The following is a 17,350-nucleotide window of genomic DNA, read 5'->3' on the forward strand; positions in this document are numbered from 1 at the left end:
ATCCCCTATTTCGTGGTAAAATAGGGCTAATGAATTTATAGTAATCGAGGTATTAGAAGTGGCTTTTGGAGATAACGGAAAACGTAAAAAAACACCATTTGAAATGATCACGATGGTTGTCATTGTGATTATGTTGATTGTAACGGTTGGTGCAATCTTTGCAACCGCAATTGGTGCTCTTTCTTACTAAGACGCACACAGAAATAAAGGAAATCATCTATTTATGAGTATGTTTTTAGATACAGCCAAGATTAAGGTCAAGGCTGGAAATGGCGGCGATGGCATGGTGGCCTTTCGCCGTGAAAAATATGTCCCTAATGGCGGACCTTGGGGTGGTGATGGAGGTCGTGGTGGCAATGTCATCTTCGTTGTAGACGAAGGCTTGCGCACTCTGATGGACTTCCGTTATAACCGGCATTTCAAAGCCCAAAATGGGGAAAAAGGAATGACCAAAGGGATGCACGGACGGGGAGCAGAAGATCTCTATGTTCGGGTTCCTCAAGGAACGACAGTCCGAGATGCCGGGACTGGCAAGGTCATTACGGACCTAGTTGAAAATGGACAAGAGTACATTGTCGCCCACGGTGGCCGTGGCGGACGTGGAAACATTCGTTTTGCCACTCCTAAAAATCCAGCCCCAGAGATTTCTGAGAATGGGGAACCTGGTCAGGAACGCGAACTCGAATTAGAACTCAAAGTCTTGGCAGACGTTGGTTTGGTTGGCTTTCCTTCTGTTGGAAAATCAACCCTTCTCAGTGTCATTACTTCTGCCAAACCAAAGATTGGAGCTTATCATTTCACTACCATCGTTCCAAATTTGGGAATGGTTCGGACGCCATCAGGTGAATCCTTTGCAGTCGCAGACCTTCCTGGATTGATTGAAGGAGCTAGCCAAGGAGTCGGACTAGGAACCCAGTTCCTTCGCCACATCGAGCGCACACGAGTTATCTTGCATGTTATTGATATGTCAGCGAGTGAAGGACGCGATCCTTACGAAGATTATGTTCAAATCAATAAAGAGCTTGAAACCTATAATCTTCGTTTGATGGAGCGACCTCAGATTATCGTGGCAAATAAAATGGACATGCCAGAGAGCCAAGAAAACTTGAAAGAATTCAAGAAGAAATTGGCAGCCAATTACGATGAATTTGATGAACTGCCACAGATCTTCCCGATCTCTAGTTTGGCGCATCAAGGTTTGGACAACTTGTTAGAAGCAACAGCAGAATTGTTAGACAAAACGCCAGAATTCCTCTTGTATTCAGAAGACGAAATGGCTCAAGAAGAAGTCTACTATGGCTTTGATGAAGACCAGCCAGCCTTTGATATCAGTCGGGATGACGATGCCGCTTGGGTCTTGTCTGGCGAAAAACTTGAAAAACTCTTTAATATGACGAATTTCGATCGTGATGAAGCGGTCATGAAATTTGCTCGTCAATTGCGTGGCATGGGTGTTGATGAAGCTCTCCGTGCGCGTGGGGCAAAAGATGGCGATATCGTCCGGATCGGTAAATTTGAATTTGAGTTTGTAGATTAAGATAGATCCCCAGAGGATCAAGGATTCCAAATAAGAAGTGAGGCTTTTTCAGTGGGAGATAAACCAATATCTTTTCGAGATGAAAATGGAAATTTTGTTTCAGCAGCCGATGTTTGGAATGCTGAAAAACTAGAAGAACTCTTTAATACGCTAAATCCTAAGCGCAAATTGCGCTTACAAAGGGAAAAATTAGCAAAAGAAAATCAGCAGAAGTAAATAGACTTGGAGAATACTATGGCAAAAACAATTCATACAGATAAAGCACCTGCAGCAATTGGACCTTATGTTCAAGGGAAAATCGTAGGGAATCTTCTCTTTGCAAGTGGACAAGTTCCCTTGTCACCTGAAACAGGTGAAATCATTGGAGAAACCATCCAAGAACAAACAGAGCAAGTCTTAAAGAACATTGGGGCTATTTTGGAAGAGGCTGGGACAGACTTTGACCACGTGGTGAAAACCACTTGTTTCTTAAGTGATATGAATGACTTTGTACCTTTTAATGAGGTCTATAAAACAGTCTTTACCACAGAGTTTCCAGCTCGATCTGCTGTTGAAGTAGCACGCCTGCCACGTGATGTGAAGGTTGAAATTGAAGTTATTGCGGAAATCAAGGCCTAATAACCATTCAAAGACAAAAAGACAGAGTGGAGAGCAGGAAACTGTAGGCCACTCTGTTTTATTTATGGGAGGAGAAAATGACAGAAAGTAAGATTCAACTGGTCATGGTAACCGGGATGAGCGGTGCGGGTAAGACCGTCGCCATCCAATCGTTTGAGGATTTGGGTTACTTTACCATCGATAATATGCCACCGGCGCTCTTGCTGAAATTTATTGAGCTCATGCGTCATAGCCCGGATAACAATAAATTAGCCGTTGTTGTGGATATGCGGAGCCGTTCTTTTTTCAATGAAATTCGTACCATTTTGGATGAATTGGACAACCAAGAAGACCTCGATTTCAAGGTCTTGTTCTTGGATGCTACGGACAGTGAGTTGGTAGCACGATACAAGGAAACCCGTCGTAGTCACCCACTAGCGGCAGATGGACGTGTCTTAGATGGGATTACCCTAGAGCGCGAACTCTTGTCACCATTAAAAAATATCAGTCAAAATGTGGTGGATACGACTGGGTTGACACCTCGTAATCTGAGAAAAACCATCGCAGAACAATTTGCCAGTCAAGACAATCAGCCAGATTTTCGGGTTGAGGTCATGTCATTTGGGTTTAAATATGGCCTTCCGATCGATGCTGACCTCGTCTTTGACGTGCGTTTTCTTCCAAATCCCTACTACAAATTGGAACTTCGGAATTTAACCGGTCAAGATCCAGCTGTCTATGATTACGTCATGGATCACCCTGAGTCAGAGGAGTTTTACAGTCATCTTCATGACTTGATCGCTCCTATTTTACCGTCCTATAAACGGGAGGGTAAATCCGTTCTCACCATCGCTATGGGCTGTACCGGTGGGCAACACCGTTCAGTAGCCTTTGCAGAGCGCTTAGCGCATGATTTAGAAAAAAATTGGCAGGTCAATTGCAGTCATAGAGACAAGGACAGACGGAAAGAAACGGTGAATCGCTCATGAGAAAACCTAAAGTAACCGTTATTGGAGGAGGAACAGGGATTTCTGTTATTCTCGATAGTCTGAGAAAGAAACCGGTCGATATTACTGCTATTGTAACCGTTGCTGATGATGGCGGTAGTTCAGGTGAATTGCGGAAGAACATCCAAAAATTGACACCACCTGGGGATCTTCGAAATGTGTTGGTTGCCATGTCAGATATGCCTCGTTTTTATGAGAAGGTCTTTCAATACCGCTTTGCTGACGATGATGGCCCTTTGGCCGGTCACCCTTTGGGAAACTTGATCATTGCAGGGATTTCAGAGATGCAAGGCTCGACCTATAATGCCATGCAATTGTTAACCAAGTTCTTTCATACGACCGGCAAGATCTATCCTTCCAGTGATAGTCCCTTGACCCTTCATGCCGTCTTTCAAGATGGAAAAGAAGTGGTAGGAGAAAGCCACATTGCTAACTACACTGGCATGATTGATCATGTCTATGTGACCAATACCTTCGATCAAGAGCGGCCAAAAGCTAGTAAGAAAGTGGTGGAAGCTATTCTTGAAAGTGATATGGTCGTCTTAGGTCCTGGTTCGCTCTTTACCTCGATCCTTCCTAATTTGATGATCGATGAGATTGGGAAAGCCATCCTTGAAACCAAGGCTCAGGTAGCCTATGTTTGTAACATCATGACCCAAAGAGGAGAAACCGAGCATTTCACAGACAGTGACCACGTTGCCGTTCTCCATAAACATTTGGGAGAGAAGTTTATCGATACCGTCCTTGTCAATATCAATCAGGTTCCCGCAGCTTACATGAACAGTAACAAATTTGATGAATACTTGGTACAGGTAGAGCACGATTTCAAGGGGTTGCACTCGCAAGTTCCCCAAGTGATTTCTTCTGATTTCTTGAAGTTGGTCAATGGAGGAGCCTTTCATGATGGTGAAAAAGTAGTCGAAGAGTTGATGCAGATCGTGCAGGTGAGAAAATGAGTTTTACGGTTCGTGTAAAAGAAGAATTATTGTCTCTCAAGCGATTTGAAAAGAGTGAATTGGCTGCCATTATCAAGATGTCTGGAAGTCTTGGGATTTCAATGGGGGGCTTGACGCTCTCGGTAACAACAGAAAATGCCAAGATCGCTCGCCATATCTATGAATTGTTGCATCATTTTTATGAGGCCAAATCGGATATTCGCCACCACCAAAAAACCAATTTGAAAAAAAATCGTGTTTACACAGTATTCTTGGATGAAAAGGTGGAAGAGATTCTTGCTGACTTGCATTTGGCAGATGCCTTTTTTGGGATTGAGACAGGCATTGATGCCAGTGTTTTAGAAGATGAAGTAGCCAGTCGTGCTTATCTTCGGGGGGCTTTTCTGTCGAGTGGTTCCATCAAGGATCCTGAAAAAGGGAAGTACCAGTTGGAAATTCATTCTGTTTATACAGACCACGCGGAAGGAATTGCCCTTCTCATGCAAGGATTTTTACTAGATGCGAAAACCATCGAGCGGAAAAAAGGAGTGGTAACCTATCTGCAACGAGCGGAAGATATTATTGATTTTCTAATTGTGGTAGAGGCCATGCAAGCCATGCAGGAATTTGAGTCCATCAAGGTTATGAGAGAGACGCGTAATGACCTCAATCGGGCCAATAATGCCGAGATGGCCAATATCCAGCGCACAGTTACTGCTAGCATGAAAACCATTAATAATATTAGTAAAATTGTGGATACGGTCGGCCTAGGGAGTTTACCAAGTGACCTGCAAGAAGTTGCCTATATCCGGATGAACCATCCAGATTATTCTATCCAGCAGATCGCCGATAGTTTGCAACAACCTATTTCAAAAAGCGGTGTTAACCACCGCTTACGTAAGATCAATAAGATCGCAGACGATTTAGACAAATAAAAAAGGCCAAAGGCCTTTTTTATATTGAAGACAAACTATTTTAAAGTAAAATAAGTTACTCGATTCTAAAAGTAAGTAAAAATGAGTTCTTATTTTTAGAATGAATTAAGAAAATACAAAAACTTTCCGCTGTGAGAAAAGTGCCTGAAACAATACGTTTCAGGCACTCGGAATTATTGAGACCTTAGGCTCAATAATTAGTCATGGAACTTCTACGAAGTTCGCTGACGTCCGTACTCACCTAAGGAAAGTTTTTAAAAGATTTTATCCTCATTATGAAAGACCAAAGGCCTTTTTTATTATAAACTGGTTGAGTGCGTCGGTTGGACTTTCTTATCTGGATAGATGTAGTTGATGGCATTGTTTACAGCTGTTGGAGCTTCCCCTAGACCTGTAGCGATGAGATCAATCTTTCCTTCATAGAAGCAACAGTCTCCACAGGCATAAATTCCAGGAAGGCTGGTTTCTTGTTTTTGGTTCACCTTGATTTTATGGCGTTGCAATTCTACACCCCATTCTTTCAAGTTTCCGATAGAAGATTTAAAACCATAGTTGACAAATAAGTGATCAATCGGGATAAGTTCGGTTTCATCGGATTTGACTTTTGTGATTTCAAGATGAGTGGCATGACCATTTTCTCCAATCAAGCGGCTAGGAACAAATGGTGTTTTGATGCTGACAGAAGATTGTTTGAGTTCTTCTACGCTATGTTCCAAGGCACGGAAGTTGTCCCGACGGTGAACGATTGTAGTTGGAGCAATCTTGTCAAAAGCAAGAGCCCAGTCCACAGCAGAGTCCCCACCACCAAGGACGGTTACTTGCTGTCCTTCATATTGCTGGATATTTGAAACATGGTAGTGGACATTATCGAAGTCTTCAGCCCCCTCGATATCAAGAGCACGTGGTTTAAAGGCACCGCCACCCATGGCAATGATGACGGCTTTAGACTGATGCACTTGGCGAGAAGTAGTGATAGTGAAGAGGTCGCCCTCTTTTTGAATATCCTCTACAGTTTCATTGAGGAAGATCGGTGTATCGAATCGTTTGACTTGCTCGATCAAGCGGTTGCTCAATTCTTCACCTGTTAAATTGGTAAATCCGGGTACATCGAGGATACTTTTTTCTGGATAGAGAATGGCTGGTTGCCCTCCAAGTTGAGGTAAGGAATCAATCAGTTTGACTTTAACTTGGCGCATATTGCCATAAAAAGCAGCAAACAGACCAACTGGTCCGCCCCCAACAATCGTAATATCATAAATTTCTGACATGGTATCTCCTTCAGGGTTTTCTTTGTTTCCATTGTATCATAAAATAGGAAGAATGAAAAAGTCGGAAAAAAGAAATGGCATGAAGGTTAGGAAGGTTAGAAAAGTTTTAAAAGATCTTGACAGCACCTTTAAAGTGTGATAAAATTATTAAGATTTTAGGCTTGAAGGGAGTGAAAAATATGTCAAAAACAGTAGTACGTAAGAATGAATCTCTTGACGATGCTCTTCGTCGTTTCAAACGTGCGGTTACTAAAGCTGGTACTCTTCAAGAAACACGCAAACGTGAATTCTATGAAAAACCTTCTGTAAAACGTAAACGTAAATCAGAAGCAGCTCGTAAACGTAAAAAATTCTAATTGAATACAAGAACAGACTTCGGTCTGTTTTTTGTTTTTTCTCATCCATCAAAGACAAAAAAACCGATCTTCTAGCTAGAAGATCGGATCTTTTTATCTGATTATTTGTTTGCAAGCAAGTCGCGGATTTCAGTAAGCAACTCTTCTTGAGTAGGAGCAGGAGCTTCTTCTTCGACAGCTTCTTCTTTTTTACCAAGGTTTTGAGCTTTTTCAGCAGCTTTCACTACGAAGAAAAGAACAGTACCAACAACAAGGAAGTTGATCACAGCGCTCAAGAAGCTACCGTATGCAACACCGTTCCATGACAAATTAGCAATCTTATCAACACCAGCAGCTTTCATAGCTGGTTTCAAAATAAGTGGAGTGATGATATCGTTAACAAGTGATGTTACGATAGCTCCAAATGCAGCTCCGATAACGACTGCTACAGCAAGGTCAACAATATTCCCACGAAGGAGAAAAGCTTTCAAATCTTTTAACATATCCTAAATATGTCCTTTCATAATAATTTTTTACTATGATAGTATAACGGAAAAATATTCGACTGACAAGGAATATGCCTCATTTTTTAAAATTAGTGATAAAGGTTGAAAATCTTTTCTTTTATGTGTGAAATCGGTAGGAAAAAATTTACTTTTACTAACTTTTAGTATAAAATATAAAGTGATAATCTATGGTAAAATGGAGGCACTGTTTATGGTTGATAAAGAGCTAATTGCAGAAATTAAAAACAGTGTAAACATTGTTGAAGTTATTGGAGAAGTTGTTTCTTTGACCAAGGCTGGCCGTAATTTTTTAGGGCTCTGTCCTTTTCATGGTGAAAAGACTCCTTCTTTTAATGTCGTTGAAGACAAGCAGTTTTACCATTGTTTCGGATGTGGTCGCTCGGGAGATGTCTTTAAGTTTATTGAGGAATACCGTGGAGTCGCTTTTATGGATGCGGTCCAGATCGTAGCAGAAAAAGCGGGTATTGCGCTTCAGTACCAAGCAAGGCCGGCTCAACCAACGTCTATCAATCCCAACCAAGAACTTTATGAGATTCATCAGGAAGCCAGTAAGTTCTACCAGGCGATTCTGATGACGACAAAGATGGGAGAAGAAGCGCGAAATTATCTGTATGAACGTGGATTGACGGATGAGGTCATCCGACATTTTCAATTGGGCTTAGCCCCAGCAGAAGGGAATTATCTCTATCGAAATCTCTCTGAGAAGTTCTCTGAGAAAGTGATTACCGATTCGGGGTTATTCACAATCTCAGATGCTGGAACAGTTTTTGATGCCTTTCAGGATCGGATTATGTTTCCTTTGACGGATGATAGTGGACGGGTCATTGCCTTTTCTGGTAGGTTGTGGAAAATGACGGAGGATGGCAGTCATCAAGCCAAGTACAAGAATAGTCGAAGTACCCGTCTATTTAATAAGAGTTATGAACTTTATCATTTGGATCAAGCTAAGACGAGCGCCAAAAAGCAACATGAAATGTATATCATGGAAGGCTTTATGGATGTCATTGCGGCTTATCGAGCTGGGATTGAAAATGCAGTCGCCTCTATGGGGACAGCCTTGACACCAGAGCACGTCCAGCACCTGTCTCATTTTACCAAAAAGGTCATTTTGACCTATGATGGGGATAAGGCGGGACTTGAAGCAACCGCTAAGGCCTTGGATGTCTTGCAGGATCTGGAGTTGGAGATCGTCCGTATCCCTGATCAGATGGATCCCGATGAGTACCTCAAAAAGACCTCCCCAGAAGATCTAGCTTCCCTCTTGAAGAATTCGCGGATCAGTAAGGTTGAATTCTTGATGCACTACTGGAAACCCCAGTATATTGAGAACTTACAGGCACAGATTGAGTTTGTCGAGAAGCTGGCACCGATGATCGCCCAGACGCGCTCCATCACAGCGCAAAACACCTATATTTATAAGTTGGCAGATTTATTGCCAGACTTTGATTATTTGCAGATTGAGCAGATTGTCAACAATAGTCGCTTGCATCAACGGCAAGAGGCTCAAAGTAGTGGACAATCAAGAACGTCGAATTTTTCAGTAGATTTATTACCCAATCGTGGGATGACGCGCTTGATCAAGGCGGAAAATCATTTGTTGAGTAGGATGAAGGATTTTCCAATGGTGTTGAATGATTATCGTTTGCGACCTGATTTTTCCTTTGATACACCGGAACTACAGATCTTGTACCAATTGCTCTGTCAAAATGGAGAAGTTACTTCGCAGGATTTGTCCGAGCAAGCAGAAGGGGTTCAACACGCCTGGTACCGCATGTTAGAAGAAGATTTACCAGATGAGATAGCAGATGGTGAGTTAGAAGAAGTAGAAGCGACACGGAATCGTGAGCTTCTTCGCAAAGAAAGTCAACAAATTGGAAATAAAGTGAAGGAAGCTTCCTCAATAGGGGATGCGGAAAAAGCTTTATTGGAACTCGAGCGTTTAATAGCTCAAAAAAGAAGAATGGAGTAAGAATGGCTAAAGAACAAAAAGATATTACAACATTGGACGTTCAAATTGCAGAATTTATTCGTAGCCACAAGAAAAGCGGAACTGCAACAGATGATGAAATTAATGACCAATTGGTTATTCCATTCACGCTAGATGCAGATGGGATTGAAGATCTTTTGCAACGTATTCAAGATGCAGGAATTTCGATCACGGATAAAGATGGTAACCCAAGTGCGCGTGTGTTGAACAATGAAGAAGAGCCAGAATTGTCAGATGAGGAATTGCTTGGAAGCAACTCTGCCAAGGTCAACGACCCAGTACGGATGTACTTGAAAGAAATTGGGGTTGTTCCTCTTTTGACCAATGAAGAAGAACAAGAATTGGCTATTTTAGTGGAACAAGGTGATTTGGAAGCTAAGCAACGTCTTGCAGAAGCCAACCTTCGTTTGGTTGTATCCATTGCGAAACGTTACGTTGGTCGTGGAATGCAATTTTTGGATTTGATCCAAGAAGGAAATATGGGCTTGATGAAGGCCGTTGATAAGTTTGACTATACCAAAGGGTTCAAGTTCTCTACCTATGCTACTTGGTGGATTCGTCAGGCCATCACTCGTGCCATTGCAGACCAAGCGCGTACCATTCGGATCCCTGTTCACATGGTGGAAACCATTAACAAGTTGGTTCGTGAACAACGCAATCTCTTGCAAGAATTGGGACAAGACCCAACGCCTGAACAAATCGCTGAACGCATGGATATGACGCCTGATAAGGTGCGCGAAATCTTGAAGATTGCCCAAGAGCCTGTTTCTTTGGAAACGCCAATCGGGGAAGAAGACGATAGCCATTTGGGAGATTTCATCGAAGATGAAGTGATTGAAAATCCTGTAGACTATACCACTCGTGTGGTTCTACGTGAACAATTAGACGAAGTCCTCGATACCCTGACAGACCGTGAAGAAAACGTACTTCGTTTACGTTTCGGTTTGGATGATGGGAAAATGCGGACCTTGGAAGATGTGGGGAAAGTCTTCAACGTGACCCGTGAACGGATCCGTCAGATTGAAGCCAAAGCCCTCCGCAAACTCCGCCACCCAAGCAGAAGCAAACCATTGCGTGACTTTATAGAGGATTAAAAAGATCCTGCGGATCTTTTTAACCCGAGCCCAGAAATTCGAAAGCGAGGAATGTCCTGCGGATCTTTTTAACCCGAGCCCAGAAATTCGAAAGCGAGGAATGTCCTGCGGATCTTTTTAACGGTCGCCTAGAAATGAAGAAGCGACCTAGGTCCTGCGGACATTTTTAACGGCCACCCAAAAATAAGAGAGTGGCCCAGGTCCGGGGGACCTTTTTAACCCGAGCCAAGAAATTCTATCGAGAGTAAAATAGCAAAAAAGGAAGTCATATGGCATATACAACTGAACAAATTGAAGAAATTAAAAATAAAATCTTAAATGCTTTGGAAGAGGTAATCGATCCTGAGCTTGGGATTGATATTGTCAATTTAGGTCTTGTCTACGAGATCCATTTTGACGGTGAAACTGGAGCAACCATCATTGATATGACCCTAACGACCATGGGATGTCCATTGGCAGATCTTCTGACAGATCAAATTCATGATGTTTTAGCAGAAGTAGAAGAAGTGACATCGGTGGATGTGAAGTTGGTCTGGTACCCTGCTTGGACGGTTGAAAAGATGAGCCGTTATGCACGGATCGCACTTGGAATTAGTTAAACACTCTATGTATCAAAACAAATCAGAGGTTGGGGCTCCCCTAACCTCTGATTTGTTTGTACCCTTTTTTTTGAACAATCATTTACAAATTCTTAGCAAATTTTCAGATAAAGTTGCAATCATCAAGGGGACAGGGTATAATAGCATAAATAGAAAATAAAGGAGATTTACATGAATCAGTATCCTTTGGTCTACTTGGACCATGTGACAAAGAATTATGGGCATGAAGTTGCTCTCATGGATGTTAGTTTGAACATCCAACCTGGCCGTATTATTGGCCTTTTGGGTCCCAATGGTAGCGGGAAAACAACCATCATTAAATTGATCAATGGTTTGTTGCAACCAAGCCTTGGAAATATCTATATTCATGGGCAATTACCATCCCCAGCTTCTAAAAAAGTGGTTTCCTATTTGCCAGATACGACTTATCTGAATGAAAATATGAAAATTGTCGATGCTATTCGCTATTTCCAAGATTTTTATGCAGATTTTAATGTCCAACGTGCCTACCAATTGCTTAATGATTTGCATTTGCAGCCAAATCAAAAATTGAACAGCCTTTCAAAAGGGAACAAGGAAAAAGTGCAATTGATTTTGGTGATGAGTCGTGAAGCTGACTTGTATGTTCTTGATGAACCAATCGGTGGGGTTGACCCAGCGGCGCGTGATTATATTTTGCGGACCATTATTCAAAACAGACGTCCAAACTCTTCTGTCTTGATTTCTACTCACTTGATTGCTGATATTGAGCAAGTTTTGGATGAGGCCATTTTCATCAACCAAGGAAGAATCCTCTTGCATGAAAATACGACTGTTATGCGCAATCAACACGGAAAATCAATCGATGAGATCTTCCGTGATCAATTCCGTGTTTATTAGGAGGAACCCATGTTTGGTAAATTATTAAAATATGAATTTAAATCGACAGCTAAGTGGTATTTATTGATCACCCTGATCGCACTAGGTTTGTCAGTACTAACAGGTATTATTGCTGGAAGTTCTTCAACAACTATTAGAAGTTGGGATCTAGATACCATGCAAATGGTAGCAGGAACTATTGGGATTCTTATTTTTGGAGGAGTCATTGGTCTTTATCTTAGTAACTACTATATTATTATCCGTCGTTTCTATTCCAACTTATACGGACGTGAAGGTTACTTGACATGGACCCTTCCAGCTAGTCCTCATGCGATCATTTTGTCTAAATTTGTGGGAGCTTTAGTAGCGAGTCTTTACTGCCTATTCCTTCTATTTTTTAGTGGTCTTCTTACAATTATTGTGATGGGCGCTGTCGTTGGACAAGACCTCTCTCCTGTATTTAGTATTATCGCTGAGGCTTTTAGTTATTCTATAGCTTATTGGATGATCATCTGGTGGATTTTCACCACAGCTTCAGGAATCTTCCTATTTTATGTATCGATCGCACTTGGCCAACTGTTCCAAAATCGTCGTGGATTGAAAGCGATTCTGTTCTTCTTTCTTTTGTGCCTTGTCTTAAGTATCATTGGTACAGCGGTCAATCCATTTAAGGATTCATATGCTGTCGGGTATGCATTGGTTTATGGAAAGTTTGATGAATTTGGAGCAAACTTCATTCCAGGTCTTATCTATGAAGTCATTAAGATTGTTTCTATGTACTTCACCATCCACTATATCAGCAAGTACAAGTTGAATCTTCAATAAGAACAGCAAATTGAGCAAGGAGCTTCCCGGTGGAAGCCTTCTTGTTCAATTTTTTTCTTTTGCATTTTTGGCTACATTTTGATATACTAATTGTATTCGTTTTGGGGTCGTTACGGATTCGACAGGCATTATGAGGCATATTTTGCAACTCATCTAGCGGATGTAAAACGCCAGTTAAATATAACTGCAAAAAATAATAATTCTTACGCTTTAGCTGCCTAAACACCAGCAGGCGTGACCCGATTCGAATCGCTCGTGTTTGATGACAGGTCTTAATTATAGCGAGATACGATCTAGCTTGGTCTAGGAGTTAGATAAGAGATTGATAGACTCGCAGGTACAGGGCTTGAGTTATGTGTCATGTAGCTGTTAAAAGAAGACATAACCTATGGTTGTAGACAAATATGCTGGCAGGTGTTTGGACGTGGGTTCGACTCCCACCGGCTCCATATTTTTATTCATGGAAGATTACTCAAGAGGCTTAAGAGGCCGTGTTGGAAACGCGGTAGGCGTGTAAAAGCGTGCGTGGGTTCGAATCCCATGTCTTCCGTTGTTGAGACATCATTGTGTAGCAGTGGTGTTTTTTTGTACAAAAAAGAGTCCCAAAAATAGACAAGTGAGGGAGGAGAAAAAGTGATTGCACAGCTAGATACCAAATCAGTCTATACTTTTATGGAAAGCCTTGTGACCATAAAAGATTATGTCCACGTGGCTAAAAGCATGGGGTATGGCGCTTTGGGAATCATGGATGTAGATAATTTGTATGGTGCCTATGAATTTATCGAAGCCTGTCAGGCCCAAAAACTCAGCCCCTTGGTCGGTTTAGAAATTGGACTAGAGGTAGACAATGTAACAATTCCGTTTCGAATGATCGCCCTGTCAACGAAGGGCTACCAGAATCTGATGAAGATGTCGACCGTCAAAATGATGGGGAAGAGCAATTGGGAGGATGTGAAGCACCTAACAGAAGGAGTAGCAGTCATTGTCCCTGCGCCTTTTGCTAGTGGAGACTTGCCGCTTGGTCTAGATTACTTCATCGGAGTTTTTGCGGATACGCCGGTCCAAGAGTTTAGCCACCCTGTGCTCCCTCTTCATACCGTTCGATTTTTTGAGGCTGGGGATGTGGAAGCCATGCAGATGCTGGCAGCCATCAAGGACAATCAAAGCTTGACAGAAACAGGGCCAATTGATCCTACAACAGTCCTAAAAACTCCTCAGGATTTAAAGAATGATTTTGCAGAGCGATTTCCGCAAGCTATCACAAATCTGGAAAACCTTGTCCAAGGGATTCAATATGATATTGACACCCAGTTGAAATTGCCTCGCTTCAATCCCCAGAAACCAGCTGTTGAGGAACTAAGAGAATTAGCCCAAGCGGGTCTCCTTCGAAAGAACTTGACCAGTCCGGTCTATCAAGAACGTCTGGAGCATGAATTAGACATTATTCACCAAATGGGTTTTGATGATTATTTCTTGATTGTCTGGGACCTTCTTCGTTTCGGACGGAGTCAAGGCTATTATATGGGAATGGGACGTGGGTCTGCTGTAGGCTCACTGGTAGCCTATTCCCTAGGGATTACAGGGATTGATCCTGTGGAGAAGAACCTCCTCTTTGAGCGCTTTTTAAATGTGGAGCGCTACACCATGCCGGATATTGATATTGATATTCCTGATATCTATCGTCCAGAATTTATCCGTTATGTACGAGACCGTTACGGGAGTTACCATGCGGCTCAGATCGTGACCTTTTCAACCTTTGGGGCCAAACAAGCCATTCGAGATGTCTTTAAACGTTTCGGGGTACCAGAGTACGAATTGACCTCCATTACCAAGCGGATTGGCTTTAGGGATACACTGACGACTGCTTATGAACAGAATCTAGCTTTTCGACAAGTGATTCATAGTCGAGCAGAATTTGAGCGTGGCTTTGAAATTGCCAAAAGAATTGAAGGCCAACCAAGACAGACATCGATCCACGCGGCTGGGGTTGTGATGAGTGACCAGGATTTGACGGATCACATTCCTCTCAAGTACGGAGAAGATATGTTTGTCACCCAGTATGATGCCCATGCGGTTGAAGCCAATGGTTTGTTAAAGATGGACTTTTTGGGTCTGCGAAATTTAACCTTTGTTCAGAAAATGAAGGAAGCAGTCTATGAAAAGTACCAAGAAGAGATCGTGATTGAAGCCATTGATTTAGAAGATCCAGAAACCTTGGCCTTGTTTGCTGCTGGGGACACCAAGGGGATTTTCCAATTTGAGCAAGCTGGAGCCATTCGCCTCTTGAGACGAGTGAGACCCAATCATTTCGAAGAAGTGGTAGCGACTACCTCTCTCAATCGTCCAGGTGCTAGTGATTACATTGATAATTTCGTCAAAAGAAAGCACGGCCAAGAAAAAGTTGAGATTTTAGATCCAGCGATTGAAGAAATTTTAAGGCCCACTTATGGGATCATGCTCTACCAAGAGCAGGTCATGCAGGTTGCCCAGCGTTTTGCAGGTTTTAGCCTGGGAAAAGCCGATATTTTACGTCGGGCTATGGGCAAAAAAAATGCAGCTGAAATGCACAAGATGGAAGACGATTTTGTCGCAGGTGCTCTTAAATTTGGACATACGGAAGAAAAAGCCAAAGAGGTCTTTGCGATCATGGAAAAATTCGCAGGCTATGGGTTTAACCGTTCCCATGCCTATGCCTATTCTGCCTTGGCCTTTCAGATGGCCTATTTCAAGGTCCATTATCCAGATGTTTTCTTTGATGTCATGCTCAATTATTCGAGCAGCGATTATCTGACAGATGCTCTCCAGTTTGATTTTAAAGTCGCGCCATTATCCATCAACACCATCCCTTACAGAGATAAGTTCCAGGATCGAAAAATCTACTTGGGAATGAAAAATATCAAGGGACTCCCGAGAGATTTAGCGTATTGGATCATTGATAATCGCCCCTTTGAAAGTGTCGAAGATTTTATTTTACGACTCCCCAATCAGTATCATAAATTGCCTTTGTTAACACCTTTAGTGGAACTTGGATTGTTTGACATTTTTGAAAAAAATAGGCGCAAGGTGATTCACAATTTACCGAATTTGTTTGTCTTTGCTGATGAGCTAGGTAGTTTATTTGCAGATTCTAACTATTCCTGGACAGAAGCAGAGGACTTTAGCCAGGCTGAAAAATATGAGAAGGAAGAGGCCATTATTGGGATCGGACTCAGTACCCACCCATTGGTTGCGATTGGGCAAACGAGTCCCTACGAGATCCAACCAATTTCTCAACTCATACAAGGAGAGCAGGCGCGCATTCTCATTGAGGTACAAAACATTCGAACCATTCGAACCAAGTCGGGCGATCTCATGGCTTTCTTACAAGTCAGTGATACCAAGAAAAAATTGGATGTGACCCTTTTCCCTGAAACCTACAATCGATTTTCCTCCTTGATAAAAGAAGGTGGCTTTTATTACTTGACAGGGAAGATACAAGAGCGTGATGGGCGCTTGCAGATAATTCTAGCAGAGGCGCAACTGGCAACCAATGAAAAGTTCTGGATCCAGTTGCTCGATCATCGTCAGGATAAAACGATTCTTTCTATCTTGAAAAAATATCCGGGCCCATATCCTGTGATATTACGCTATGAAGACGAGAAAAAAACTCTTCAATTGAAGGGCTATACAGTCCAGAAAAACAAAGAATTGGAAGATGAACTAAAGAATCTCGTTATGAAAACGATTTATCGGTAAAAACTGCGAAAAATACGAGAATTTTAGTCTTCTTTGTGTTATAATTACGTAGAATGTAAAAGAAAAAAAGGAGCAAACAACGAAATGAAACGTATTGCTGTTTTAACTAGTGGTGGAGATGCCCCTGGTATGAATGCTGCCATCCGTGCAGTTGTTCGTCAAGCAATTTCAGAAGGAATGGAAGTTTTCGGTATCTATGATGGATATGCGGGAATGGTTGCTGGTAAAATTCAGCCCCTTGACGCCTCATCTGTTGGAGATATTATTTCCCGTGGTGGTACCTTCCTTCATTCAGCTCGTTACCCTGAATTCGCACAACGCGAAGGTCAATTAAAAGGGATCGAGCAATTGAAGAAACACGGGATCGAAGGTGTTGTCGTTATTGGTGGAGATGGTTCTTACCATGGTGCGATGCGCTTGACTGAGCTTGGATTCCCAGCTGTGGGTCTTCCTGGTACGATCGACAACGATATCGTCGGAACTGACTTTACAATTGGTTTTGATACGGCAGTCACAACTGCAATGGACGCGATCGATAAGATCCGTGATACTTCATCTAGTCACCACCGTACTTTCGTTATCGAAGTGATGGGACGTAACGCTGGAGATATCGCTCTTTGGGCAGGGATTGCATCTGGTGCAGATGAAATCATCATCCCTGAAGAAGGATTCAAGATCGAAGATGTTGTTGAGAGCATCAAAGAAGGTTACGCAAAAGGTCGTACCCACAACATCATCATCTTGGCTGAAGGTGTGATGTCTGCAGATGAATTTGGTAAAGCGTTGAAAGAAGCTGGTGATGAAAGTGACCTTCGTGTGACTGAACTTGGCCACATCCAACGTGGTGGTTCACCGACTGCGCGTGACCGTGTTCTTGCTTCACGTATGGGAGCACACGCTGTTAAATTGTTGAAACAAGGAATCGGTGGTGTAGCCGTTGGTATCCGTAATGAAAAAATGGTTGAAAACCCAATCCTTGGTAAAGCAGAAGAAGGAGCCCTCTTTAGCTTGACAGAAGATGGTAAGATTGTGGTAAACAATCCACATAAAGCTGATCTTGGTCTTGCCGAGTTGAACCGTAGCTTGTCTTCAATCTAATTTTATTTCATAA

Annotated in this window: 17 protein-coding genes, 1 tRNA gene and 1 other RNA gene; 17 read left to right on the forward strand and 2 right to left on the reverse strand. The window is 42.3% G+C overall.

Annotated elements, in window-relative coordinates; genetic code table 11:
• The first annotated feature begins 58 nt into the window (after nucleotides 1–58).
• The 7 genes from GMC92_RS00630 (at nucleotide 59) to whiA (ending at nucleotide 5,011) form a co-directional block, all read left to right on the forward strand.
• Nucleotides 59–190, forward strand: a complete 132-nt coding sequence (locus GMC92_RS00630; RefSeq protein ID WP_003011566.1) for a DUF4044 domain-containing protein — start codon at nucleotides 59–61, stop codon at nucleotides 188–190.
• Nucleotides 191–223: 33 nt separating this feature from the next.
• Complete coding sequence (gene obgE, locus GMC92_RS00635) at nucleotides 224–1,537, forward strand: GTPase ObgE (RefSeq protein ID WP_155199450.1); 1,314 nt, start codon at nucleotides 224–226, stop codon at nucleotides 1,535–1,537.
• 51 nt (nucleotides 1,538–1,588) lie between these two features.
• Nucleotides 1,589–1,753, forward strand: coding sequence for a hypothetical protein (locus GMC92_RS00640; protein WP_003006512.1), 165 nt, complete (start codon nucleotides 1,589–1,591; stop codon nucleotides 1,751–1,753).
• A gap of 18 nt (nucleotides 1,754–1,771) precedes the next feature.
• Nucleotides 1,772–2,155: a RidA family protein gene (locus GMC92_RS00645; RefSeq protein ID WP_003006514.1), complete on the forward strand. Its 384-nt coding sequence runs from the start codon at nucleotides 1,772–1,774 to the stop codon at nucleotides 2,153–2,155.
• A 77-nt stretch (nucleotides 2,156–2,232) separates the two neighbouring features.
• Complete coding sequence (gene rapZ, locus GMC92_RS00650; protein ID WP_155199451.1) at nucleotides 2,233–3,123, forward strand: RNase adapter RapZ; 891 nt, start codon at nucleotides 2,233–2,235, stop codon at nucleotides 3,121–3,123.
• Nucleotides 3,120–4,097: a YvcK family protein gene (locus GMC92_RS00655; protein ID WP_003017791.1), complete on the forward strand. Its 978-nt coding sequence runs from the start codon at nucleotides 3,120–3,122 to the stop codon at nucleotides 4,095–4,097. The genes rapZ and GMC92_RS00655 overlap by 4 nt, the downstream gene beginning before the upstream one ends.
• Complete coding sequence (whiA, locus tag GMC92_RS00660; RefSeq protein WP_003006525.1) at nucleotides 4,094–5,011, forward strand: DNA-binding protein WhiA; 918 nt, start codon at nucleotides 4,094–4,096, stop codon at nucleotides 5,009–5,011. The genes GMC92_RS00655 and whiA overlap by 4 nt, the downstream gene beginning before the upstream one ends.
• A gap of 299 nt (nucleotides 5,012–5,310) precedes the next feature.
• Here the strand turns inward: whiA and GMC92_RS00665 are convergent, their stop codons facing one another.
• Nucleotides 5,311–6,279: an NAD(P)/FAD-dependent oxidoreductase gene (locus GMC92_RS00665; protein ID WP_024055510.1), complete on the reverse strand. Its 969-nt coding sequence runs from the start codon at nucleotides 6,277–6,279 to the stop codon at nucleotides 5,311–5,313.
• Between the two features lie 179 nt (nucleotides 6,280–6,458).
• Here GMC92_RS00665 and rpsU point away from each other — a divergent pair, with 179 nt between their 5' ends.
• The gene (rpsU, locus tag GMC92_RS00670) at nucleotides 6,459–6,635 is read left to right on the forward strand and encodes a 30S ribosomal protein S21 (RefSeq protein WP_000048054.1); all 177 of its coding nucleotides are present in this window, start codon (nucleotides 6,459–6,461) and stop codon (nucleotides 6,633–6,635) included.
• 101 nt (nucleotides 6,636–6,736) lie between these two features.
• Here rpsU and mscL read toward each other — a convergent pair whose 3' ends face one another.
• Nucleotides 6,737–7,117, reverse strand: a complete 381-nt coding sequence (mscL, locus tag GMC92_RS00675) for a large conductance mechanosensitive channel protein MscL (RefSeq protein WP_021152922.1) — start codon at nucleotides 7,115–7,117, stop codon at nucleotides 6,737–6,739.
• 214 nt (nucleotides 7,118–7,331) lie between these two features.
• Here mscL and dnaG point away from each other — a divergent pair, with 214 nt between their 5' ends.
• From dnaG to pfkA, 9 genes are all read left to right on the forward strand, one after another.
• Complete coding sequence (gene dnaG, locus GMC92_RS00680; protein ID WP_155199452.1) at nucleotides 7,332–9,110, forward strand: DNA primase; 1,779 nt, start codon at nucleotides 7,332–7,334, stop codon at nucleotides 9,108–9,110.
• 2 nt (nucleotides 9,111–9,112) lie between these two features.
• A complete protein-coding gene (gene rpoD / locus GMC92_RS00685; RefSeq protein WP_003003251.1) occupies nucleotides 9,113–10,222 on the forward strand; it encodes an RNA polymerase sigma factor RpoD in 1,110 nt (369 codons plus the stop codon).
• A gap of 269 nt (nucleotides 10,223–10,491) precedes the next feature.
• Complete coding sequence (locus GMC92_RS00690) at nucleotides 10,492–10,821, forward strand: metal-sulfur cluster assembly factor (protein WP_004220168.1); 330 nt, start codon at nucleotides 10,492–10,494, stop codon at nucleotides 10,819–10,821.
• Between the two features lie 171 nt (nucleotides 10,822–10,992).
• The gene (locus tag GMC92_RS00695; RefSeq protein ID WP_155199453.1) at nucleotides 10,993–11,700 is read left to right on the forward strand and encodes an ABC transporter ATP-binding protein; all 708 of its coding nucleotides are present in this window, start codon (nucleotides 10,993–10,995) and stop codon (nucleotides 11,698–11,700) included.
• A gap of 9 nt (nucleotides 11,701–11,709) precedes the next feature.
• Complete coding sequence (locus GMC92_RS00700) at nucleotides 11,710–12,504, forward strand: hypothetical protein (RefSeq protein ID WP_155125111.1); 795 nt, start codon at nucleotides 11,710–11,712, stop codon at nucleotides 12,502–12,504.
• A 103-nt stretch (nucleotides 12,505–12,607) separates the two neighbouring features.
• Nucleotides 12,608–12,956: a transfer-messenger RNA gene (gene ssrA, locus GMC92_RS00705) on the forward strand.
• Between the two features lie 10 nt (nucleotides 12,957–12,966).
• Nucleotides 12,967–13,054 (forward strand) — tRNA-Ser (locus GMC92_RS00710).
• Nucleotides 13,055–13,137: 83 nt separating this feature from the next.
• A complete protein-coding gene (locus tag GMC92_RS00715; RefSeq protein ID WP_338324021.1) occupies nucleotides 13,138–16,239 on the forward strand; it encodes a DNA polymerase III subunit alpha in 3,102 nt (1,033 codons plus the stop codon).
• Nucleotides 16,240–16,323: 84 nt separating this feature from the next.
• The gene (pfkA, locus tag GMC92_RS00720; RefSeq protein ID WP_021152956.1) at nucleotides 16,324–17,337 is read left to right on the forward strand and encodes a 6-phosphofructokinase; all 1,014 of its coding nucleotides are present in this window, start codon (nucleotides 16,324–16,326) and stop codon (nucleotides 17,335–17,337) included.
• The last annotated feature ends 13 nt before the right edge of the window (nucleotides 17,338–17,350 follow it).

The organism is Streptococcus parasanguinis, assembly GCF_009717775.1.
GTDB lineage: Bacteria > Bacillota > Bacilli > Lactobacillales > Streptococcaceae > Streptococcus > Streptococcus parasanguinis_AG.